This is a genomic window from Sphingomonas astragali (assembly GCF_051400615.1).
Classification (GTDB): domain Bacteria; phylum Pseudomonadota; class Alphaproteobacteria; order Sphingomonadales; family Sphingomonadaceae; genus Sphingomonas.
In genome coordinates this window covers 866,139-887,558 of sequence record NZ_JBLFFH010000001.1, presented here as the reverse complement: position 1 = coordinate 887,558, position 21,420 = coordinate 866,139, and the positions used below count along the sequence as shown (strand labels likewise).

Annotated in this window: 19 protein-coding genes; 7 read left to right on the top strand and 12 right to left on the bottom strand. The window is 69.6% G+C overall.

Annotated elements, in window-relative coordinates; all coding sequences use genetic code 11:
* Positions 1-25: 25 nt before the first annotated feature.
* The 5 genes from ribA to ACMGER_RS04470 all read right to left on the bottom strand — a co-directional run bounded on the left by ribA (position 26) and on the right by ACMGER_RS04470 (position 4,454).
* On the bottom strand, positions 26-1,087 hold the full coding sequence (gene ribA, locus ACMGER_RS04490) for a GTP cyclohydrolase II (RefSeq protein ID WP_436810906.1): 1,062 nt from the start codon (positions 1,085-1,087) through the stop codon (positions 26-28).
* Positions 1,084-1,878, bottom strand: coding sequence for an exodeoxyribonuclease III (locus ACMGER_RS04485; RefSeq protein WP_436810905.1), 795 nt, complete (start codon positions 1,876-1,878; stop codon positions 1,084-1,086). Before ACMGER_RS04485 ends, ribA begins: the two co-directional genes overlap by 4 nt.
* Positions 1,879-2,085: 207 nt before the next feature.
* A complete protein-coding gene (locus ACMGER_RS04480) occupies positions 2,086-2,700 on the bottom strand; it encodes a LolA family protein (protein WP_436810904.1) in 615 nt (204 codons plus the stop codon).
* A 76-nt stretch (positions 2,701-2,776) separates the two neighbouring features.
* On the bottom strand, positions 2,777-4,204 hold the full coding sequence (tldD, locus tag ACMGER_RS04475) for a metalloprotease TldD (RefSeq protein ID WP_436810903.1): 1,428 nt from the start codon (positions 4,202-4,204) through the stop codon (positions 2,777-2,779).
* A 19-nt stretch (positions 4,205-4,223) separates the two neighbouring features.
* Positions 4,224-4,454 (bottom strand): zinc-finger domain-containing protein, encoded by a 231-nt coding sequence (locus ACMGER_RS04470; RefSeq protein WP_436810902.1) that lies wholly within the window; start codon positions 4,452-4,454, stop codon positions 4,224-4,226.
* A gap of 166 nt (positions 4,455-4,620) precedes the next feature.
* Between ACMGER_RS04470 and ACMGER_RS04465 the strand changes: the two genes are divergently transcribed.
* The 6 genes from ACMGER_RS04465 (at position 4,621) to ACMGER_RS04440 (ending at position 13,622) form a co-directional block, all read left to right on the top strand.
* The gene (locus ACMGER_RS04465) at positions 4,621-5,544 is read left to right on the top strand and encodes an ABC transporter ATP-binding protein (RefSeq protein WP_436810901.1); all 924 of its coding nucleotides are present in this window, start codon (positions 4,621-4,623) and stop codon (positions 5,542-5,544) included.
* 118 nt (positions 5,545-5,662) lie between these two features.
* Complete coding sequence (gene nadB, locus ACMGER_RS04460; protein WP_436810900.1) at positions 5,663-7,249, top strand: L-aspartate oxidase; 1,587 nt, start codon at positions 5,663-5,665, stop codon at positions 7,247-7,249.
* Positions 7,250-7,323: 74 nt separating this feature from the next.
* Complete coding sequence (locus ACMGER_RS04455; RefSeq protein WP_436810899.1) at positions 7,324-8,484, top strand: serine hydrolase; 1,161 nt, start codon at positions 7,324-7,326, stop codon at positions 8,482-8,484.
* Positions 8,485-8,554: 70 nt separating this feature from the next.
* Positions 8,555-9,250, top strand: coding sequence for a 2OG-Fe(II) oxygenase (locus ACMGER_RS04450; RefSeq protein ID WP_436810898.1), 696 nt, complete (start codon positions 8,555-8,557; stop codon positions 9,248-9,250).
* Between the two features lie 52 nt (positions 9,251-9,302).
* Positions 9,303-12,059, top strand: coding sequence for a DNA polymerase I (gene polA, locus ACMGER_RS04445; protein WP_436810897.1), 2,757 nt, complete (start codon positions 9,303-9,305; stop codon positions 12,057-12,059).
* 45 nt (positions 12,060-12,104) lie between these two features.
* Complete coding sequence (locus tag ACMGER_RS04440) at positions 12,105-13,622, top strand: lipopolysaccharide biosynthesis protein (protein ID WP_436810896.1); 1,518 nt, start codon at positions 12,105-12,107, stop codon at positions 13,620-13,622.
* Here ACMGER_RS04440 and purH read toward each other — a convergent pair.
* From purH to ACMGER_RS04420, 4 genes are read right to left on the bottom strand one after another with little or no spacing between them, the layout of a single operon-like run.
* On the bottom strand, positions 13,619-15,205 hold the full coding sequence (gene purH / locus ACMGER_RS04435; RefSeq protein ID WP_436810895.1) for a bifunctional phosphoribosylaminoimidazolecarboxamide formyltransferase/IMP cyclohydrolase: 1,587 nt from the start codon (positions 15,203-15,205) through the stop codon (positions 13,619-13,621). The two genes, ACMGER_RS04440 and purH, sit on opposite strands and share 4 nt — an antisense overlap.
* 8 nt (positions 15,206-15,213) lie before the next feature.
* Positions 15,214-16,950, bottom strand: coding sequence for a heparinase II/III family protein (locus tag ACMGER_RS04430; protein ID WP_436810894.1), 1,737 nt, complete (start codon positions 16,948-16,950; stop codon positions 15,214-15,216).
* The gene (rpe, locus tag ACMGER_RS04425) at positions 16,947-17,603 is read right to left on the bottom strand and encodes a ribulose-phosphate 3-epimerase (RefSeq protein ID WP_436810893.1); all 657 of its coding nucleotides are present in this window, start codon (positions 17,601-17,603) and stop codon (positions 16,947-16,949) included. Before rpe ends, ACMGER_RS04430 begins: the two co-directional genes overlap by 4 nt.
* 51 nt (positions 17,604-17,654) lie before the next feature.
* Positions 17,655-18,929 (bottom strand): RsmB/NOP family class I SAM-dependent RNA methyltransferase, encoded by a 1,275-nt coding sequence (locus ACMGER_RS04420; RefSeq protein WP_436810892.1) that lies wholly within the window; start codon positions 18,927-18,929, stop codon positions 17,655-17,657.
* Between the two features lie 9 nt (positions 18,930-18,938).
* Between ACMGER_RS04420 and ACMGER_RS04415 the strand changes: the two genes are divergently transcribed.
* Entirely contained in the window at positions 18,939-19,103 is a 165-nt protein-coding gene (locus tag ACMGER_RS04415) for a DUF1674 domain-containing protein (RefSeq protein ID WP_436810891.1), read from the top strand.
* 24 nt (positions 19,104-19,127) lie between these two features.
* Here the strand turns inward: ACMGER_RS04415 and ACMGER_RS04410 are convergent, their stop codons facing one another.
* Genes ACMGER_RS04410 through tsaD form a run of 3 tightly spaced genes read right to left on the bottom strand, consistent with a single transcriptional unit; the run spans position 19,128 to position 21,384 of the window.
* Positions 19,128-19,388, bottom strand: a complete 261-nt coding sequence (locus ACMGER_RS04410) for a DUF1697 domain-containing protein (protein ID WP_436810890.1) — start codon at positions 19,386-19,388, stop codon at positions 19,128-19,130.
* Positions 19,388-20,362 carry an NAD(P)H-dependent glycerol-3-phosphate dehydrogenase gene (locus tag ACMGER_RS04405; protein ID WP_436810889.1) on the bottom strand — a complete coding sequence of 325 codons (975 nt, stop codon included), beginning with the start codon at positions 20,360-20,362 and terminating at the stop codon, positions 19,388-19,390. The genes ACMGER_RS04410 and ACMGER_RS04405 overlap by 1 nt, the downstream gene beginning before the upstream one ends.
* Positions 20,359-21,384, bottom strand: a complete 1,026-nt coding sequence (tsaD, locus tag ACMGER_RS04400) for a tRNA (adenosine(37)-N6)-threonylcarbamoyltransferase complex transferase subunit TsaD (RefSeq protein WP_436810888.1) — start codon at positions 21,382-21,384, stop codon at positions 20,359-20,361. The genes ACMGER_RS04405 and tsaD overlap by 4 nt, the downstream gene beginning before the upstream one ends.
* Positions 21,385-21,420 lie beyond the last annotated feature (36 nt).

Genomic DNA, 21,420 nt, shown 5'->3' with positions numbered 1-21,420 from the left:
TTTGTGCGGCGCACCCTGTCGAGGATCAGAGCTGGTGCCCGGTGCGGTCGCGCTTGGTGGCGAGATAGCGCTCGTTGAACGGGTTGGGCGGCAACGCCAGCGGCACGCGCTCGCTGACGGCGATGCCGTGCGCCTCCAGTCCCGCGACCTTGGCGGGATTGTTGGTGAGCAGGCGCACCGTGCGCGGGCCGATCAGGCTCAGCATCCGCGCCGCGACCCCGAAGTCGCGCGCGTCGATCGCGAAGCCGAGCCGCGTGTTGGCGTCGACCGTGTCGAAGCCCTGGTCCTGCAGCGCATAGGCGCGCAGCTTGTTGACGAGACCGATCCCGCGCCCCTCCTGCCGCAGGTACAGGAGGATGCCCCAGCCGGCGCCCTCGATCCGCCGCAGCGCCTCGTGGAGCTGCGGCCCGCAATCGCATTTGAGGCTGCCGAGCACGTCGCCGGTCAGGCATTCGCTGTGCAGCCGCACCAGCGGCGGCGTGCCGTCGGGCTGGCCGATGATCAGCGCGACGTGCTCGCTGGTCGATTCGGGGCTGCGGAAGACGACGATCTCGCTGCTCTCGGCCGCCTCGACCGGCAGCCGTGCGCGTGTGGCGATGGCGAGGCGTGCGGGACTCTCATGCGCGTCGATGTCGGCGGCGGCGATCGCGACCTCCACCGCGCTGCGCGATCGGACGAAGAAGGCCGGCAGGATGCCCGCGATCCGCGCCAGCCGCAGCGCCGCCGCCGAAGCCTCCGGCGCGGTGACCGGCACGGCCCGGAACGGTCCCTTGAGCGGGGTCGCCAGGTCGAACTGCGGATCGGCCAGCGCGGTCGCGGCAGCGAAATCGAGCCATGGCGAGCGCTCCACCCACACCGGCGCATCGGGAACCGCCGCCTCGCGCTGATTGGCGAGCTTCAGCGTCTGCGCGCGCCCGGCGGACAGCAGCACCGGCGCGGTGCCATCGCGATCGAACTCGGCGAGCCGCCCGGCATCGGCGGTCTCGATCGCGAGCAATGCAAGGCCGTCGATCGCGACCGGCCAGCCGCGGCGCAGGGCGTCGATCGCCCGGGCGGCCGCGCGCGGATCGCTCGCGCCGTCGTTCACAGGGCGAACTCGGTGACGATGGGCACATGGTCGCTGGGCTTGAGCCAGCTGCGGCACGGCTCGCACACGCGATGCGCCACGGCCGCCGCCGCCACCTCCGCGCTCGCCCACATATGGTCGAGCCGCCGCCCGCGGTCGGACGCGGCCCAGTCCTTGGCGCGGTAGCTCCACCAGGTATGGAGCCGCGCCGGTGCCGGATGGAAATGCCGGCCGAGATCGACCCAGCCGTGCGCCGCCTGCAGCCGACCGAGCGCCTCGACCTCGATCGGCGTATGGCTGACCACGTCGAGCAGCGCCCTGTGGTTCCAGACGTCGCATTCGAGCGGCGCGACGTTGAAGTCGCCGACCAGCAGCGTCGGCACATCCAGCGTCGCCGACCATTCGGTCATCCGAGCAAGGAAATCGAGCTTCTGTCCGAACTTGGGATTGACCTCGCGGTCGGGGATGTCGCCGCCGGCCGGCACATAGACGTTCTCGAGCCTGAGCCCGTTCGCCAGCCGCACGCCGACGTGCCGCGCCTCGCCGTTCGCCTGCCAGTCGAGCCGGTCGTCCTCGGCGAGCGGCACCCGGCTGACGATCGCGACGCCATGGTGCATCCGCTGGCCGTGGATGACGACATGGTCATAGCCGAGCGCGCGGAACGCCGCGGCGGGGAAATCGGCGTCGATCACCTTGGTCTCCTGCAGGCACAGGACGTCCGGCGACTCTTCGCGCAGGAACCGTTCGACGATGTCGATGCGGAAGCGGACGGAGTTGATGTTCCAGGAAGCGATCGAGAGCGTGTCGGCCATGTGCGCGCCGATGTAGCGAGGTGCCGGCGGGCCGACAAGGAAAGGCCCCCGCTCCGGGGGCTTGGAGCGAGGGCCAACCAGCGTTCGTCACGCAGGCAGGAGGCGAGGCCACTGGCCCGGGCAACAGGGGGAAAATCCCGAACGGAAACCCCGCCTCCGCAATACCGCTGTTAGCTCGGGGTTCCTGTCACCAGAATGAACAGGCGGCTATCCGCGGCCGCCCTGCCTCCGCGGATCGTTCCAGCGGAACGTCCCGTCGCTGACGGGCACGTTGAACTTCTGATTGCTGAGCCGGATGGTGGTGCGGTTGTTCTGGGAATCGAGCGCGACCCAGCCCTGCAGCATCAATCCCGCCGGCGCCGCGGGATTGCGCGCGAAGATCAGCGTGATGCGGCCGTATTCGGGATGCTTGGGATCGTGCGCCTCGACGCTGACGATGTCGGGATTGGCGGTGGGCTGCACCCTGGCGATGCCGGAGATGTCGCTGTTCGGATCGAGCAGCACCCGGAGCGGCGAGTTGCCGATCGGCCAGCGCGACACCTGGCGCACCGAATAGTCGATGAAGAACAGCGACTTGCCGTCGGCGACGGCGAGATAGGGCACCCCTTTTTCGTACTGGAAGCGCACCTTGCCCGGCTTCTTGAGCGAGAGCGTGCCCGTCAGCACCTTTCCGGCGCGGTCGGTCTGGCTGAAGGACGCGGTCATCGTGTTGACCGCGGCGAAGTGGCGCTGGACCTGCTGCAGCTCGATCGAAGCGGGAGCAGCGATCGCCGGCGTCGCGAGCGCTGCCGCCAGCGCGAAGGGGAAGAGGATCGTCTTCATGGGGTCAGGATAGGTCCGTCGCTTGAATTTGTCGTGAACTGGCGAAACGGACGGCGGCGCTGATTCGGCCGGTTGCTCACATCGCCGTTCCGCCGATGGTGAGCCCCTCCACCAGCAGCGTCGGCTGGCCGACGCCGGCGGGGACGCTCTGCCCGCCCTTGCCGCACATGCCGACGCCCTCGTCGAGCGCCATATCGTCGCCGATGCCCGTCACCTTGGTGAGTACGGTCGGCCCATCGCCGATCAGCGTCGCGCCCTTGAGCGGCGCGCCGAGCTTGCCGTTCTCGATCCGATAGGCCTCGGTGCAGGAGAAGACGAACTTGCCCGAGACGATATCGACCGATCCGCCGCCGAAGCTCTTGGCGAAGATGCCGTTCCTGACGCGGGAGAGCAGCTCGGCGGGATCGTCCCTGCCGCCGCGCATGAAGGTGTTGGTCATCCGCGGCATCGGCGCATGGGCGAAGCTCTCGCGGCGACCGTTGCCGGTCGGCTCGACGCCCATCAGCCGGGCGTTGAGGCGGTCCTGGATATAGCCCTTGAGGATGCCGTCTTCGATCAGGACGTTCTCCTGCGTCGGCGTGCCCTCGTCGTCGATGCTGAGCGAGCCGCGGCGGTCGTGGATCGATCCGTCGTCGACCACCGTCACCCCGCGCGCGGCGACGCGTTCGCCGATGCGACCGGAGAAGGCCGAGCTGCCCTTGCGGTTGAAGTCGCCTTCCAGACCGTGGCCGACCGCCTCGTGCAGCAGCACGCCGGGCCAGCCCGGCCCCAGCAGCACGGTGAACTCGCCCGCCGGCGCCGGCACCGCATCGAGGTTGACCAGCGCCTGCGCCAGCGCCTCGTCGATCGCGCGGTTCCAGGTGGCGGGATCGAGCAGCCGATCATAGGTGGTGCGCCCGCCGGTGCCGAAGGTGCCGCTCTCGCGCCGGCCGTTCGCCTCGACGACGATGGTGACGTTGAGCCGCACCAGCGGCCGCACGTCGGTGGCGACGAAGCCATCGGGCCGTACGATCTCGACCACGCTCCACGAGCCGAGCAGCGACACCGAGACCTGCGCGACGCGCGGATCGCGGGCGCGCGCGGCGGCGTCGATCGTCTGGCAGAGATTCACCTTGTCGGCGAAGGGCACGAGGTCGAGCGGATCGGCGTCGGTGTAGAGGTGGCGATTGGTGGGCCGCGGCGGCGCGGCACGGGGGCCGGCGGCGGAATCGATCAGCGCCATGGTCGCGGCGGCGCGCTTGATCGCCGCTTCGGTCAGCTCGTTGGCATGAGCGAAGGCGGTCGTCTCGCCGGAGACCGCGCGTAGGCCGAAGCCGGCATGGGTGTCGTAGCTCGCGGTCTTGAGCCGCCCGTCGTCGAAGCCGAACGCCTCGGCCTTGCGGTACTGGAGGTAGAGCTCGCCGTCCTCGGCGCGGGCGAGCGCCTCGGCGGTGACGCGCTGGGCGGCGTCGGGATCGAGTCCCTCGCGATAGAGGAACGAGCGGGGATCGGGAGCGACGGTCATGCGCCCCGATATAGGTGCGTCAGAGGCTCGCGCCAGACGAGATGTCGGGCAGCGTGCTCGGATCGACCCCATCGGCGGGTCCGCCGATCAGGACGAAGCGGCGGTCGCAATAGCCGCAGTCGACATAGCCATGCTCGTCGATCTGAAGATACACGCGCGGATGGCCGAGCGCGGCGGAGAGGCCCTCGCCGGTGCCGTCGCACGCGACGCGGGGGCTGGAGACTCGGATGACTTCGGGCGGAGCGATCATGAGTGTGCGATTAGCAAGCCGAAACCCCTTCGTCACCCCGGACTTGTTCCGGGGTCCACCGTGCCGTCGCGTACCTCGTCCTGTCGTGGCGCGGTGGATGCCGGACCGAGTCCGGCCTGACGAGTCAGGATTTGATTGCGATCGCGCAGCGACCTAGATGACGCCCATGACCGACGCCGCCATCGCCATTTCCAAGCTCTCGAAGACCTACCAGGGCGGCAAGCGCGCGCTCGACGAGGTGAGCTTCGAGGTGCCGCGCGGGCAGATCTTCGGGCTGCTCGGCCCCAATGGCGCGGGCAAGTCGACGCTGATCAACATCCTCGCCGGCCTCGTCAACAAGACCTCGGGCAGCGCGTCGATCTGGGGCTTCGACATCGGCGAGCATCCGCGCAACGCCAAGGCCTCGATCGGGATCGTCAACCAGGAGATCCTGTTCGATCCCTTCTTCACGCCGTTCGAGACGCTGGAGATCCAGGCCGGGCTCTACGGCGTGCGGAAGGAGCTGCGCCGTTCGATGGAGCTGCTGCGCGCCGTCCATCTGGAGGACAAGGCGGGCGCCTATGCCCGTACCCTCTCGGGCGGCATGAAGCGGCGGCTGATGGTAGCGAAGGCGCTGGTGCACCGCCCGCCGGTGCTCGTGCTCGACGAGCCGACCGCGGGCGTCGACATCGAGCTTCGCCAGCAGCTCTGGGCCTATGTGCGCGAGCTGAACGCTGGCGGGGTGACGGTGGTGCTGACCACCCATTATCTCGAGGAGGCCGAGGAGCTGTGCGATCGCATCGCGATCATCAACCACGGCAGGCTGATCGCCAACGAGCCGACCCGCGAGCTGGTCGGCAAGGCGCAGGAGAAGATGGTCGAGGTCACCGTCGACCGCGACGTCACGACGCCGCCGTCCGCCGCCTGCTTTCAGAAGATCGAGGCCAAGGGCGCGCGCGTGCTGTCGATCACCTACCGCAAGGACCAGGCCAATGCCGGCCAGGTGCTCGCCGCCGTGACGCAGGACGGCTACGGCATCGTCGACGTCTCGACCCGCGAGCCCGATCTCGAGGACGTGTTCCTGAGCCTGACGCGCGCGGCGAATGGCTGATCCTTCTCCCTCCCGTTCGCTCCGCGACCCCGATCCGGGATTGTCGAAGCGCCGCTACTTCTTCTAACCCGCCCAGAAAGGGCAGGGCTTCGACAGGCTCAGCCCGAACGGAGGTCGAGTGCCCGATCCTCATTCCGCTGATGTCCTGATCGTCGGGTCGGGTGCGGCCGGCCTCACAGCCGCGCTCAACCTCGCCGAGCATTTCAAGGTGACGGTGCTCGCCAAGGGCGGGCTCGACGAGGGCTCCACCGCCTGGGCGCAGGGCGGCATCGCCGCGGTGCTGGAGCCGGGCGACACCTTCGAGAGCCATATCGAGGACACGATGATCGCGGGCGCCGGGCTCAACGATCGCGCGGTGGTCGAGTTGGTGGTCGAGGGCGCACCGGGGGCGATCGCGAAGCTGGTCGAACTCGGCGTGCCGTTCAACACGGACGGCAACGCGCTGCACCTGACGCGCGAGGGCGGGCACAGCCACCGCCGCATCGTCCATGTCGACGACGCGACCGGTTGGGCGGTGCAGGAGGCGCTGCTCAAGGCCGCGCACGCCAATCCCAACATCACGCTGGTTCCGGATATGGTCGCGATCGACCTCGCCACCAGCCGGCACGAGGCACGCTATTCGGGTGCCGGCAACGTCTGGGGCGTTTATGCGGTGAGCCGGGCGACCGGGCGCGTCGAGCTGTTCACCGCGCGCGCGACCGTCTTGGCGACGGGCGGCGCGGGGCGCACCTATCTCTTCTCGACCGCTCCGCGGGGGGCAACCGGCGACGGCATCGCCATGGCGTGGCGCGCGGGGGCGCGCGTCTCCAACATGGAGATGATGCAGTTCCACCCGACCTGCCTCTATAATCTGGAGGTCAAGAACTTCCTGATCACCGAGGCGGTGCGCGGCGAGGGCGGGCAGCTGCTGCTGCCCGAGAACGGCTACCGCTTCATGCCGGACTTCGATCCGCGCGCCGAGCTCGCGCCCCGGGACATCGTCGCCCGCGCGATCGACCATGAGATCAAGCGGCTCGGGCTCGATTGCGTCCATCTCGACATCAGCCATCTCGATCCCGCGTTCGTGAAGGGGCATTTCCCCACGATCCACGAGAAGCTGCTGGGGCTCGGCATCGACATGACGAAGGAACCGATCCCGGTGGTGCCGGCGCAGCATTATACGTGCGGCGGGATCGTCATCGACCGCGACGGCCGGACCGACTTGCCCGGCCTCTACGCCGCGGGCGAATGCACCCAATCGGGCCTGCACGGCGCCAATCGCCTCGCGTCCAACTCGCTGCTCGAATGTTTCGTGTTCGGCGAGGCGGTCGCCAGTCACATCGCCGCGCATTGGGACGATTTCGCGCCGCCCCCGCCGATCCGCCCCTGGGACGAGAGCCGCGTCGCCGATTCGGACGAGGAGGTCGTCATCAAGCAGAACTGGACCGAGATCCGCCGGTTCATGTGGAATTATGTCGGCATCGTGCGCACCACCAAGCGGCTCGAGCGCGCGGCGCACCGCATCAAGATGCTGCAGGAGGAGGTGGCCGACTATTACGGCCATTTCCGCGTCACGCCCGACCTCATCGAGCTGCGCAACCTGCTGCAATCCGCCGAGCTGATCGTCCGCTCCGCGCTCCACCGCAAGGAGAGCCGCGGTCTCCACTACACGCTCGATTATCCGGAGATGCTGCCCGAGCCCGTCGATACGGTGCTCGTTCCGTAACCGTTCACCTTTTTGTCGCCATATCGACTCGGTTCGCCGCAGGAATTCAGCAAGACTCTTGCGGTGGGGCAGCGATGAGGCTTTTATGGGACGACGGGCAAGGGCTTAGAGTGGGCGTGGGGTTCGTACCGACATTTACGGCGCTCGAGAGAGCATTGACGCTGGCGGGATTGGCGCCGGTGGTGCTGATGGGCGCGGGCGTGCACCAGGCGGCGCAGACCAGGGACCTGCTGCCGCCGAGCTATCGGACCCTCATACCCGTTCCGCCGGCGGCCCCACGGATTGAGGCGCCGGCCGCGCTCAAGGCGAGCATCGCTGCGCTCCGCAACCGTTTCGACGGGCTCGCCGGCATTTCGGTGCAGAGCGTCGACGACGGCTGGGCCGTCGACAGCGCCGACGCCGATCGTCCGATGCCGCAGCAGAGCGTCAGCAAGCTGTGGGTGGCGATGACGGTGCTCGACGCGGTCGATCGCGGCCGCATCACGCTTGACGACCGGCTGACCATCACCCGGTCCGATCTCACCCTGTTCCACCAGCCGATCGCCGCGCTGCTCAAGGACGGCAGCTATACCGCCACCGTGCGCGAACTGCTTCGCCGCGCGCTGACGATGAGCGACAACACCTGCAACGACAAGCTGCTGCGCTATGTCGGCGGGCCGGCGGCGGTGCGCGCCTTCCTCGCCGGCCACGGCATCGAGAACGTCCGCTTCGGTCCCGGCGAGCGGCTGCTCCAGTCGAGGACGGCGGGGCTCACCTGGCGGCAGGACTATGCGATGGGCCGCGCGTTCGAGGCGGCACGCGCCAGGCTGCCGATCGGCGTGCGCCAGGCCGCCTATCAGAACTATGTCGCCGATCCGATCGACGGCGCTGCGCCCAGCGGGATCGCGGAGGCGCTGGCGAAGCTGAAGCGGGGCGCGCTGCTCTCGCCCGAATCGACCAGCTACCTGATCGGCACGATGGAAAGCTCGAAGACCGGTCCGCAGCGGATGCGCGGCGCGGTGCCGCCGGGCTGGAGCTTCGGCCACAAGACCGGCACCGGGCAGAATTTCCTGAGCCGCACCGCCGGCTACAACGACGTCGGCCTGCTCACCGCGCCGGATGGGCGCAGCTATGCGATCGCGGTCATGATCGGCGATACCGCCCGCACCATCCCCGAACGCCAGGCATTGATGCAGGCGGTGGTGCGGGCCGTAGTGGCGAACCACGGCTCCGCGACGACGGTGATCGCGCGCTGACCGACCGCGCCTGAGTTCGCGCGCAAGCTGCGGGAAGCGTGCGTCCGATCTTGCCGTTAGGTCGCCGCCCATGGATTTGGAACGCTACGACTGGCCGGCGCTTGCCGGCGATCTCGATGCACAGGGCTGGACGATCCTGCCCGGCCTGCTCGACCCTGCCGCCTGCCGGACGATCACGGCATCCTACGACGAACCCGAACATTTCCGCAGCCAAGTCGTGATGGCGCGCCACGGCTTCGGACGCGGCGAGTATCGTTATTTCGCCTATCCCCTGCCGAAGGCGGTGTTCGCGCTCAGGACCGCGCTCTATCCGCGCCTCGCGCCGCTCGCGAACCGGTGGCACGAGCGGATGGGCCTGCTGACGCGTTTTCCCGGCACGCACACCGAGTTCGTGCTTCGCTGCCACGAAGCCGGGCAACTCCGGCCGACGCCCCTGCTGCTGCGTTACCGGGCCGGCGATTACAACGCGCTGCACCAGGACCTTTACGGCGAGCAGGTCTTTCCGCTGCAGGTCGCGATCCTGCTGTCCGTGCCGAGCGAGGACTTCGCCGGCGGCGAGTTCGTGCTGACCGAGCAGCGCCCGCGGATGCAATCCCGTGCGCATGTCGTGCCGCTGGGGCAAGGCGATGCGGTGGTGTTCGCGGTCAACCAACGGCCGGTGAGCGGTACGCGCGGCGATTATCGCGTGACGATGCGCCACGGCGTCGCCACGGTGCGAAGCGGCCGACGCCACACGCTCGGCATCATCTTTCACGACGCGACGTGAGCCGGCGCACGTAAGGGTTTGAGGGGCGCCGCGCCCCTGCTATCCCTCGCCCATGCCCCACCTCTATTTGGTCGACGGCTCCGGCTACATTTTCCGCGCCTATCACCGGCTGCCGCCGCTCACCAACAAGCACGGCGAGCCGGTCGGCGCCGTCTATGGCTACACCACCATGCTGTGGAAGCTCGCCGACGAGCTCCACAAGGCCGAGGGGCCGACGCACATGGCGGTGATCCTCGACAAGTCAGAGCATACCTTCCGCAACGACCTCTACGACCAGTACAAGGCGCACCGCCCGCCCGCGCCCGAGGACCTGGTGCCGCAGTTCCCGATGATCCGCGACGCGACGCGCGCCTTCTCGCTGCCCTGCATCGAGGAGCAGGGCTGGGAGGCGGACGACCTCATCGCCTCCTATGCCAAGGCGGCGTTGGCGCAGGGCTGGCAGGTGACGATCGTCAGCTCCGACAAGGATCTGATGCAACTGATCGAGCCTGGGCTCGATCTCTACGACACGATGAACAACCGCCGGCTGGGGCCGGAAGCGGTGGTCGAGAAGTTCGGCGTCGGCCCGGACAAGCTCGGCGAGGTGCTGGCGCTGATGGGTGACAGCGTCGACAATGTCCCCGGCGTTCCCGGCGTCGGCCCCAAGACCGCGGCCAAGCTGATCCTTGAACATGGCGACGTCGAGGGCGTGCTCGCCGCCGCGCCCTCCATGAAGCCGGGGAAGCTGCGCGACAACCTGATCGAACATGCCGAGATGGCGCGACTTTCCCGGAAGCTGGTAACGCTCGCCTGCGACGTGCCGCTGCCCGATCCGCTCGACGCTCTGGAGCTCCAGGGCATCCCGGACGCGCCGCTCCGCGCCTTCCTCGAGCACCATGGCTTCCGCTCGCTGATCGCCAAGCTCTCGGCAGTGGCGGATGCGCCGGTCGAGACGCCGACGCTGCCGATCGCGCAGGAGGAAGATCCGCCCTGCGATCACGACGCCTATGAGACGGTGGTGGACGCGGCCGTGCTCGATCGTTGGATCGAGCAGGCGCGCTACCAGGGCCATGTCGCGATCGACACCGAGACCACGGGCGTCGACGCGACTCGCGCCGAGCTGGTCGGCGTCAGTCTCGCGCTCGCGCCGAACCAGGCCTGCTATATCCCGATCGGCCACGGCGGCAGCGACATGTTCGCCGAGAAGCCGGTGCAGCTCGACCGTGATCTGGTGCTGTCTCGGCTGAAGCCGCTGCTCGAGGACTCCGGCGTGCTCAAGATCGGGCACAATCTCAAATACGACCTCATCGTACTGGGCCGGCTCGGGATCGAGGTCGCGCCCTATGACGACACGATCGTGATGAGCTTCAACCTCGATTCGGGGCTGCACGGCCACGGCATGGATGAGCTCGCCGCGACCCATCTCTCGCACAGCTGCATCGCCTACAAGGACGTTGTTGGCGCGGGAAAGAAGCAGCTCGGCTTCCAGGAGGTCGATCTCAAGGCCGCCACCCGCTACGCCGCCGAGGATGCCGACGTGACGCTGCGGCTGTGGCGCCGCTTCAAGCCACGGCTGCCGTTCGAGAGCGTGACGCGGGTATATGAGATGGTCGACCGGCCGCTACCGGCGGTAATCGCCGGCATGGAGCGCGCGGGCGTCAAGGTCGATGCGGATATCCTGTCGAAGCTCTCGACCGATTTCTCGTACCAGATCGCCGGCCTCGAGGACGAGATCCATGCCATCGCCGGATTCAAGTTCACGATCGGCAGCCCCAAGCAATTGGGCGACGTACTGTTCGACAAGATGGGGATCAAGGGGGGGCGGAAGGGCAAGTCGGGCGTCTATTCGACCGACGTCAACGAGCTGGAGCGCATCGCCGCCGACAAGGATTCGCCGGGACGCGAGATGGTGCAGAAGGTGCTCGACTGGCGCCAGCTCACCAAGCTGAAATCGACCTACACCGATGCACTCCAGGCGCAGATCAATCCGGCGACCGGCCGCGTCCACACCAGCTATTCGCTGACCGGCGCGCAGACCGGGCGCCTGTCCTCGACCGATCCCAACCTCCAGAACATCCCGATCCGCACCGAGGTCGGCCGGCAGATCCGCGACGCCTTCGTCGCCGAGCCGGGCAACGTCATCCTCGCTGCCGACTATTCGCAGATCGAGCTCAGGCTCGCTGCCCACATCGCCGACGTCGACCCGCTGCGCCAGGCATTCCTCAATGGCGACGACATCCACAACATGACGGCGATGGAGTTGTTCGGCGAATTGAACCGCGACACCCGCGGGCGGGCCAAGACGATCAACTTCGCGATCCTCTACGGCATCTCGCGATGGGGGCTGGCCGGCCGGCTCGACGTGACGCCGGACGAGGCGCAGGCGATGATCGACCGCTATTTCGAGCGCTTCCCCGGCATCAACCGCTATATCGCCGACACGCTGCGCGAAGCGAAGGAGCGCGGCTACACCACCACCCTGTTCGGGCGGAAGACGCACTTCCCGCGCCTCAAGTCGCCCAATCCCAACGAGCGCGGCGGATCGGAACGCGCCGCGATCAACGCGCCGATCCAAGGCACCAGCGCCGACATCATCAAGCGGGCGATGGCGCGGATCGGCCCGGCGCTCGCCGCGGCGGGGCTGCCGCGCGTCCGGATGCTGATGCAGGTGCACGACGAGCTGGTGTTCGAACTGCCCGAAGACGACGTCGCGGCGGCGACGCCGGTCATCCGCGACGTCATGGCCGGTGCCGCCGAGCCGGCGGTCGAATTGACGGTGCCGCTCGGCGTCGACATCGGCGTGGGGCCGAGTTGGGGCGCGGCGCATTGAGTGAGGCGCATCTCCGTCTCTCTGGGGTTGGTGAAGTAGCCGCTCATGGCTGAATCTCGGCAGGACATCGCCGCGCTTGCCAAGGGCGGGCGCACCAACATCGTGGGCTTCGCACTGCGGCTGGCGGCGCGCCTGCCGTTCCTGTTCATCGCCGGCCGCCTCTATGGGCCGGAGATCGTCGGCCGCTTCGCGCTCGCGGTGCTGGTGGTCGAATTCGTGGCGATGGTGGCGACGCTCGGTCTCAAGCGCGGACTGGCGCAGGCGCTGACCACGACCGACCGGCCGCACGCCCATGTCGTATGGGATGCGATGGCAGTGGCGTTCGTGGCCTCGATGCTGGGATCGGCGGTGCTGTTCGCCTTCCCGCAGGCGATGTATCCCAACAGCCACGTCATCGGGTTCGAGCGGCTGCTGCCGGGCATCGTGTTCGCGATCGCCTGGTCGGACGTCAGCCTCGCCGCGCTCGCCTATCGCATGAACGTGCAGGCGAGTGTCACCGCGCGCGCGGTGGTCGAGCCCTGGACGATCAGCATCGCGGCCTGGGCGCTCTATTATGTCTCGTCGCGTGACGGGCTGATCCTCGCCTATGTGCTGTCGATGCTGGCGGCGCTGACCGCGTCGCTGGTGCCGTTCATCCAGAGCTACGGCCTGCCCCATGGCTGGTCGCCGCGCCTCGCCTCGATGTTCGCGCTGGCGCGGCGCAACGCCCCACTCGCGGGCGCCGATGCGATCGAATGGGGGACGCGCAACGTCGACCGCTTCATCCTCGGTATCATGTTCGCGCCGTCGATCGTCGGCATCTATTATATGGCGCAGCAGGTCGCCTCGCTGCCGCAGAAGCTTAAGACCAGCTTCGATCCGGTGCTCGGGCCCGTCATCACCCAGAGCCTCAAGCAGGGTGATCGCGCCGCCGTCGCCAAGCAGGTGCGGCAGGTCGGCTTCTGGATCATGGCGGCGCAGGGCTGCCTTGCGCTGATGGGTTCGATCCCGGGCGAGGCGGTGATGGGCATCGTCGGGCCGCAGTTCGTCGCGGGCACCGCCGCGCTCGCCTTCCTGCTCATCGCCGAGGTGCTCGCCTCGACCGGTGCAGTGTGCGAATCGGCGCTGGTCTATATCGCCCGCCACCGTAATCTGATGGTGTCGATCGGGGTGCTGCTGTTCCAGATCGTGCTGAGCTTCGCGCTGATCCTGGCCATGCGCGGCCTCGGCTGGCCGATCAACTATCAGGCAGCGGGTGTGGCGGTGGCGTTGATGGTGGCGGTGCTTGCCGGTTCGGTGGTGAAGGCCAACTTCCTCTCGCACCTGCTGAACGCGCCGGTCGCCGGCTGGCGCTGGCCGCTGGTATGGGCGGCACTGGCGGCGATCGTGGTCGGCTGGGTGTTCACAACCTTGCCCAAGCGCTTCGAATGGGCCGAGTTGGTGATCGGCGAGCCGATGATCGCGCTCACCTATATCTTCGTGCTGTGGAAATGGGCGTTCGGCCCGGAAGATCGTGCGCTGTTCCGCAAGGTGCCGCGCGCCGAGGCGATCGATCTCAAGGAGACCGCCGCCACCGGCCGTTAGTGCCGGAAGTGCCGCATCCCGGTGAATACCATCGCCAGCCCCGCCTCGTCGGCGGCGGCGATCACCTCCTCGTCGCGGATCGATCCGCCCGGCTGGATCACCGCCGTCGCGCCTGCCTCGACCGCGGCCAGCAGCCCGTCGGCGAAGGGGAAGAAGGCGTCGGAGGCGACCGCGGAACCGATCGTGCGCGGCTGGGCCCAACCGGCCTTGTCGGCGGCGTCCTTGGCCTTCCACGCGGCGATGCGCGCCGATTCGAGGCGGTTCATCTGCCCGGCGCCGATGCCGGCGGTGGCGCCATCCTTGGCATAGACGATCGCGTTCGACTTGACGTGCTTGGCGACCGTCCAGGCGAAGCGGCAGTCGGCGAGCTCCTGCGGGGTCGGCGCGCGCTTGGTGACGACCTTGAGATCGAGTTCGGAGATGCCGCCGTTGTCGCGGGTCTGGACAAGCCAGCCGCCGGCGATCGACCTGGCGGTGAGCCCCAGGCGTGCCGGATCGGGCAACTCGCCGGTCAGCAGCAGCCTGAGGTTCTTCTTGGCCGCGAACAGCGCCAGCGCCTCCTCGTCGGCATCGGGGGCCACCACCACTTCGGTGAAGATGCCGGTGATCGCGCGCGCCGTCTCGGCATCGAGCGGGCGGTTGAGCGCGATGATGCCGCCGAATGCCGACACCGTGTCGCAAGCGAAGGCTTCGGCATAGGCCTTGGCGAGCGTACCGGCAGTGGCGACGCCGCAGGGATTGGCGTGCTTGACGATGACGACCGTCGGATCGGCGTCGCGGAACTCGCTGACCAGCTCGAGCGCGGCGTCGGCGTCGTTGTAGTTGTTGTAGCTGAGCTCCTTGCCCTGCACCTGCCGCGCCTGGCCGATCCCGCGCGCGCTCGGGACGGCGTCGGCATAATAGGCGGCGTTCTGGTGCGGATTCTCGCCGTAGCGGAGCTCCGGTCCCTTCTCGATCACGATCGAGAGCTTGTCGGGGAAGGGCTGGCCTTGGTCGACCATCTGGAACCAGCCGGCGATCATCGAATCGTAGCGCGCGGTCGCGGCAAAGGCCTTGGCGGCGAGCCGCTTGCGGGTGGCGAGGCTGGTGCCGCCTGCCGCTTCCAGCTCGGCGATCACCTCAGGGTAATCAGCCGGATCGGTGACGATCGCCACCGCCGCATGGTTCTTCGCCGCCGAGCGCACCATCGACGGGCCGCCGATGTCGATGTTCTCGATGATCTCGGCGCGGTCCGCGCCCTTCGCCACCGTCTCGGCGAAGGGATAGAGGTTGACCACCACCAGGTCGATCGCGCCGATGCCGTGCTCGGTCATCGAGGCGACGTGCTCTTCATTGTCGCGCACCGCGAGCAGGCCGCCGTGCACCACCGGGTGGAGCGTCTTGACGCGCCCGTCCATCATCTCGGGAAAGCCGGTGAGGTCGGAGATGTCGCGCACCGTCAGGCCGGCATCGCGCAGCGCCTTCGCCGTGCCGCCGGTCGACACCAGCTCGACGCCGCGGCGGGCGAGCGCCTCGGCCAGCTCGACGATGCCGCTCTTGTCGGAGACGGAGAGCAGCGCGCGCTTGATCGGAACCTGGTCCATGGACGTCCTTACTTCGATCGGTGGAACCACCAGCTCACGCTCGTCCCGCCGGCGCGCGTCTCGCCGCTGACGACGAGCTGCTGGGTCGGATGGGGGCGGCCGTCGCCGTCGATCCACACGCTCTCCTCGAGCCCGAGGCCGGCACCGCGGCAGCGGAATTGCCAGAGGAGATTGCCGGGCAAGCGGAGCAGCGCGGCCTGGCCGTCGGCGGTCATCGCCGCCTCGACGTGCGGGGCGAGATGGAAGCGGATCGCGAACGGCGTGGCCGCGGCGGCGCGCTTGCGCCCGGCGGGCACCAGCATGTCCTCGCCGCGCAGGTCCCGTCCATCCCCGCTGAGCGCCAGCGTGCGCCGGTGGACGAAGCCGAAGCGGCGGACATAGCCGTCGTGGCTCGCCTCGATCCGGCTGACGGTCTCGCTCTCGGCGCGCGTCAGCTCGATCTCCGCCACGCCCTTGCCGAGCGCGCCGTCGGGCAGCACCGCGGTCGAGTTGGAATCGGCGAGTACCAGCGTCGAATGGGCGGCGGTGGTGCGCAGCCCCTCGATCAGCGCAGCGGGCAGCGTCGCGTTGGCAATGCGCCCGCCGCCGCAGTTGACGACGATGCGGCGCTGCCCGTCGGAGAGCTCGAAAGCGAGCGTCGAGGCGCAGCCCCCCTCCGCCGCCCGCGCGACCGGTGGCGGGGCGGCGTCGACGATCACCAGCGTCGACTGCGCCGACAGCCGCTGGTAGCCCCATTCTCGCGCCTGCTTGAGCGGGCGCGTGCGCACGCCGGAGGTTGCGATGATCGCCTCGATCGTCTCGCCGGCGATCGGGCCGCTGCCCTGCCAGCTCGCGAGACCGCCGTCGCCGTGACACACGCCCAGCAGCGGCGGCACCAGCGCCGCGATCGCGCCCGCCATCTCGGCTGGCGGCTCGATCCGCCGCGCGGCATAGACCTCGCGCAGCGCCACCAGCAGCATCAGCGCATCGAGCTGCCCCATCGGCGAGCGGCCGAGCGTGCCGCCGTCGCCGCTGATCGAGGCGCTGAGCGCGCGGGCGAGCCCCCCTTCTCCCAACGCCCGCCGCGTCTCGCCCCCCGGGAGCATCAGCCCGGCAGCGATCACGCCGCACCAGGCGGCGATCCGCGCCGGCCCCGGTGGCACCCGGTCGGCAGCACGCTCGGCATGGCGCACGCCCCGGGCGAGCGTGTTGAGCACGTTGGAGCGATAGACGAGGTCGGTCGACGACAGGATCAGCGGCGCATGGGCGACCCAGGCGAGCACGCGGCGCCCGATCAGGTCCGCCCGCCATGCCGGATCGGAGACCCTGTCGGCATGGGCGGCGAGCCAGCGGCGGGTCAGCGTCTCGGCGACCGGCACCGCCTGGTCGCGCGTGGCGACAGTGGACAGGTCGCGCAGCCAGCCGAAGCCGTGGAGATAGGCCGCGAAATCGGCCGCGACGTCCGGACGGGCGAAATCGAGCGTCTCGATCGCGCGGCGCTCGCCGCGGAACGTCGCCATGCCCTCGAGCAGCGCCTGCCCGCGCGCCGGGTCGCCGAAGAAGGGGTCGTCGGCGACCGCGAGCAGCCGCAGCGGATGACGACCGCTGAGGGCGAGCCGGTGGAACGGCGTCCGCCAGGCGAGGCGCTGGAACCGGTCGACGACGCGTTCGGCGAGCGACAGCCCCTTGTCGCCGCCGACGCGGATCAGCCTCTTGCCCTGGTCGATCGTGTCGGGGCCGGGCTCGGTCGGATCGTCGGCGCTCACTGTCCGCGCAAGGCCCGGATGTTGTCGGCATAGCGCTCCGCCCCGCCGGCGAAGGTTGCGGTACCGGCGACCAGCACGTCGGCACCGGCATCGATGCACTGCTGCGCCGTGATGCGGTCGACGCCGCCGTCGACCTCCAGGTCGATCCTGCGACCCGAGGCGTCGATCAGCTTGCGGATCGACTCGATCTTGCGAAGCTGGCTGCTGATGAAACTCTGCCCGCCGAAGCCGGGGTTGACGCTCATCACGAGGACGAGATCGACCTCGTCGATGAGATAGTCGAGGACGGCGACCGGCGTCGCGGGGTTGAGCACGACGCCCGCCCGCTTGCCGAGCGCCTTGATCCGCTGGACCGAGCGGTGGATGTGCGGACCCGCCTCCGGATGCACGGTGATGATATCCGCGCCCGCCTCGGCGAAGGCGTCGAGGAACGGATCGGCCGGCGATATCATCAGATGGACGTCGAACGGCTTGGCCGTGTGGGGGCGCAGCGCCTTCACCACGGCGGGACCGATGGTGATGTTGGGCACGAAATGGCCGTCCATCACGTCGACATGGATCCAGTCGGCCCCCGCCGCGTCGATCGCACGCACCTCCTCGCCAAGACGAGCGAAATCGGCGGAGAGGATCGAAGGGGCGATGCGGACCGGCATCCGAGGAGCCTCTAGCACGCGTGGGCCGCGGGGCAAGGCTTGGTCTGGACCCTAACCGGTCCGCATCATCCGCGCGATGAAGAAGCCGTCGAGGCCGCCGACATCGGCCATCATCCCCGGCAACGTGCGCACCCAGCCGCGCGGATGGGCGACGAGATCGTCGGGCAGCTCGTCGGCGAGCGCGGGATCGATCGCGAAATCGCGCCGTTCGGCCATGAAGCGCTCGAGCTGTGCTTCGCCCTCGGCCGGCTCCAGCGAGCAGGTGGCATAGACCAGCAACCCGCCGGGGCGCACCCAGTCCGCGGCGCGCGCGAGCAGCGCCGCCTGCAGCTCCGCCATCTCGGCGATCAGGCGCGGCGACACGCGGTGAAGCACGTCGGGGTGGCGGCGGAAGATGCCGGTCGCGCTGCACGGTGCGTCGAGCAGCACCGCGTCATAGGGTTCGCCCGGCGCCCATTGCAGCGCATCGGCGGCGATCACCTCGGCGGAAAGGCCGGTGCGCACGAGATTGTCGCGAAGTCGCGCGAGACGGTTTTCGGAGATATCGACCGAGGTCACCTGCCAGCCAGCCGCGGCGAGCTGGAGCGTTTTGCCTCCCGGTGCGGCGCAGAGGTCCAGCGCCCGCCCCTCGCCCCCGCCGATCAGCCGCACCGGCAGCGAAGCGGCGAGATTCTGCACCCACCAGCCGCCCTCGGCATAGCCGGGCAAGCTGGGCACCGCGGCGGTCTCGGCGAGGCGACGGTGGCAGGGGAGCAGCGAAGCCCCATTCGGCGCCATGACGTCATCAGCCTTGAGCGTAAGGTCGAGCGGCGGCGGTGCGGCGATGGCGTGGCGGGCGCCGGCCACCATCGCCTCGCCCCATGCCTCGCGCCAGCGCGCCGCCACCACCTCCGGCAGCGTCGGCAGCGCAGGCAGCGACGCGCCCTGGCGCGTCAGCGTGCCGAACACGCCGTGCACCAGCCGGCGCGGTCCGCCGTCGACCAGCGGCAGCGTGGTCGCGATCGCCGCATGGGGCGGCGTGCCGAGCGCGAGCGTCTGCACCAGCGCGATGCGCAGCACCATGCGCGCCTTGGCGTCGTCGGGCAGCAGCTGGCGGGTCGCCGTGTCGATCAGCGCATCGAGATCGGGCAGGTGCCGCAATGTCTCGGCGACGATGGCATGGACCAAGGCGCGGTCGTCGGCGCGGTCGATGCCTTGCGTTGCAGCTGGCAGCGCCTGCTCGATCGGCTGCCCGCGCCGCAGCACCGCATCCAACAGCTTGAGCGCCGCGCGGCGGGCGGGAACACCGGCGGGATCGGCCTTGATCGGGGACTTGGGCGGGCGCATTGGGTCTCTATGGCCCAACGCCCGCCTCATGTGAAACCGCCTGCCGACTGGCCGCCGCCGAGCCCGCCGGTGCCGGAGCCCGAGCCGCTAGTCCGTCCCGACGCCGACCCACTCGGCAAGGACCCGGTCCGTTACGGGGATTGGGAGCGGAACGGGATCGCCGTCGACTTCTGAAGTCTCCCGGTGCAGCCGGAGGGTTCATCGGGCAGCGTGTCCTGTCCTCGAACCTCCTGCCGGTGCCGGCGGCATGGTGGACCTCGGGCCTGCGCCGGGTGACGGGAACGGCTGGGGGCTTGGTCTGCCCCTACTCCTCCGCATCGCCGCGGCGAAGACCGCATTGCCCGAAGCGAGCAGCGTCTTGACGTCGCTCATGCCCTGATCGGCGAGGAAGGCGCGCAGATCGGCCATCGCCAGCTTGCGCCCGGCGTTGACGGCCTCGGGCAGCACCGCCCAGCGCATCAGGATTCCTCCCGGAGCGGCCGGGCGAGCAGGGCGCCCACCACCTCTCCGACCGGCGCCCCTTCGAGCAGCGCGCACACCGCGTCCGCGATCGGCATGTCGACGCCGACCTCCGCCGCCGCCTCGCGCAGCACCGGGGCGGTAAACGCTCCTTCCGCCACCGTCCTGCGGTCGGCGAGCAGCTCCGCCGCCACCTTCCCCTCGCCGAGCCCGACGCCGAGCGTGAAATTGCGTGAATTGGTCGAGGTGCAGGTCAGCACCAGGTCGCCGAGTCCGGACAGGCCGGCGAGCGTCTCCGCCCGCCCGCCGCGCGCTACCCCGAACCGGGTCATCTCGGCGAAGCCACGCGCGATCAGCGCCCCGCGCGCGTTGAGGCCCAGCCCCGCGCCCTCGACCACGCCGCAGGCGATCGCGAGCACGTTCTTGACCGCCCCCCCGATCTCGGCGCCGATCACGTCATGCGAGGCATAGGGACGGAAGGCGGGGCTGCCGAGACGGTCGGTCAGCCGGCCGAGCAGTTCACCGTCCTCGCACGCCAGCGTGACCGCAGTCGGCTGCCCGCGCGCCACCTCGTGGGCGAAGGTGGGGCCGGAGAGGACGGCGATCGGCGCATGAGGGTGCATCTCGCGTGCGACCTCGCCGACCAGCAGGCGGGTGCCCGCTTCGATCCCCTTGGCGCAGAGCACCAGCGGCATCGCGCCGACATGCGCTTCCGCGAGCACCGAACGGATGTGCTGCGCCGGCGCGACGACCAGCAGCGCGTCGTTGCCGGCGAGATCGGCAAGGTCGCCGGTGGCGGTGATCGCGGGATCGAGGTCGATGCCGGGCAGGAAGATCGGGTTGCGGTGCTCGGCATTGATCGACTCGACGACCTGCGTTTCGCGTGCCCACAGCGTCACGGGCCGCCCCCCGCGCGCCGCGACCTGGGCGAGCGCGGTGCCCCAGGCGCCGCCGCCGATCACGCCGATCCTCATGCCTTCACCCCCGCGCCGCGTACCTTCTCGGCAGCCGGGTCGAGCGGCCAGCGCGCCCGCGCCGGCGTGTCGAGCGGATCGACCATGCCGGCGGCGAAGCGCTCGGCGCCGGCCCAGGCGATCATCGCGGCATTGTCCGTGCACAGCCACAGCGGCGGCGCGACGAAGCGGACGCCGTAATCGCCCGCCAGCGCCTCCAGCGCAGCGCGCACGCCGGTGTTGGCGGCGACACCGCCGGCGACGACGAGCGCGGTGATCGCGGGCGCCGTGTCCAATGCCCTCCGGGTCCGATCGGTCAGGCAATCGATCACCGCGGCCTGGAACGAGGCGGCGATGTCCTCGATGCGATGCTGGCCGACCACCCGCGCGACGGCGCTCTTGAGCCCGGCGAAGGAGAAATGCGGCTCGCGCGACCCGGCGAGCGGCCGTGGCAGCGGCACCGCGCGCGGATCGCCGGTCTCAGCCGCCTTCTCCACCGCCGGCCCTCCGGGAAAGCCGAGGCCGAGCAGCTTGGCGGTCTTGTCGAACGCCTCGCCCGCGGCGTCGTCGATGGTGGTCGCGAGCCGGCGATAGGCGCCGATGCCCTCGACCAGCAGCAGCTGGCAATGCCCGCCCGACACCAGCAGCAGCAGATAGGGGAAGGCGAGGCTCGGGTCGGCGAGCCGCGGCGACAGCGCATGGCCCTCGAGATGGTTGACCGCGACCAAAGGCTTGCCCGACGCGAGTGCCAGCGCCTTGCCGGTGACGAGCCCCACCATCACTCCGCCGATCAGGCCCGGTCCGGCGGTGGCGGCGATCGCGTCGACATCGGCCAGCGTGGCGTCCGCCTCGGCCAGCGCCGCCTCGACGAGCGGCCCCAGCATCTCGACGTGCGCGCGCGCGGCGATCTCCGGCACCACGCCGCCATAGGGGCGATGCGCCGCCTCCTGTCCCGCGAGCTTGTGCGCCAGGATGCGACGGTCGCCGGCGACGAGCGCCGCGGCAGTCTCGTCACAGCTCGATTCGAGGCCGAGGATCAGCATCGCCTCCCCCTAACCGTTCGCCCCGAGCTTGTCGAA

Bases quoted from the DNA above. Each gene is read 5' to 3' on its own strand.
- ACMGER_RS04415 (WP_436810891.1), top strand. From the start codon at position 18,939: ATGGCCCAACGCCCGCCTCATGTGAAACCGCCTGCCGACTGGCCGCCG.
- ACMGER_RS04485 (WP_436810905.1), bottom strand. From the start codon at position 1,878: ATGGCCGACACGCTCTCGATCGCTTCCTGGAACATCAACTCCGTCCGC.
- ACMGER_RS04420 (WP_436810892.1), bottom strand. From the start codon at position 18,929: ATGCGCCCGCCCAAGTCCCCGATCAAGGCCGATCCCGCCGGTGTTCCC.
- polA (WP_436810897.1), top strand. From the start codon at position 9,303: ATGCCCCACCTCTATTTGGTCGACGGCTCCGGCTACATTTTCCGCGCC.
- ACMGER_RS04440 (WP_436810896.1), top strand. From the start codon at position 12,105: ATGGCTGAATCTCGGCAGGACATCGCCGCGCTTGCCAAGGGCGGGCGC.
- ACMGER_RS04450 (WP_436810898.1), top strand. From the start codon at position 8,555: ATGGATTTGGAACGCTACGACTGGCCGGCGCTTGCCGGCGATCTCGAT.
- ACMGER_RS04480 (WP_436810904.1), bottom strand. From the start codon at position 2,700: ATGAAGACGATCCTCTTCCCCTTCGCGCTGGCGGCAGCGCTCGCGACG.
- tsaD (WP_436810888.1), bottom strand. From the start codon at position 21,384: ATGCTGATCCTCGGCCTCGAATCGAGCTGTGACGAGACTGCCGCGGCG.
- ACMGER_RS04465 (WP_436810901.1), top strand. From the start codon at position 4,621: ATGACCGACGCCGCCATCGCCATTTCCAAGCTCTCGAAGACCTACCAG.
- ACMGER_RS04405 (WP_436810889.1), bottom strand. From the start codon at position 20,362: ATGAGGATCGGCGTGATCGGCGGCGGCGCCTGGGGCACCGCGCTCGCC.
- purH (WP_436810895.1), bottom strand. From the start codon at position 15,205: ATGGACCAGGTTCCGATCAAGCGCGCGCTGCTCTCCGTCTCCGACAAG.
- rpe (WP_436810893.1), bottom strand. From the start codon at position 17,603: ATGCCGGTCCGCATCGCCCCTTCGATCCTCTCCGCCGATTTCGCTCGT.
- tldD (WP_436810903.1), bottom strand. From the start codon at position 4,204: ATGACCGTCGCTCCCGATCCCCGCTCGTTCCTCTATCGCGAGGGACTC.
- ACMGER_RS04455 (WP_436810899.1), top strand. From the start codon at position 7,324: ATGAGGCTTTTATGGGACGACGGGCAAGGGCTTAGAGTGGGCGTGGGG.
- ACMGER_RS04410 (WP_436810890.1), bottom strand. From the start codon at position 19,388: ATGCGCTGGGCGGTGCTGCCCGAGGCCGTCAACGCCGGGCGCAAGCTG.
- ACMGER_RS04470 (WP_436810902.1), bottom strand. From the start codon at position 4,454: ATGATCGCTCCGCCCGAAGTCATCCGAGTCTCCAGCCCCCGCGTCGCG.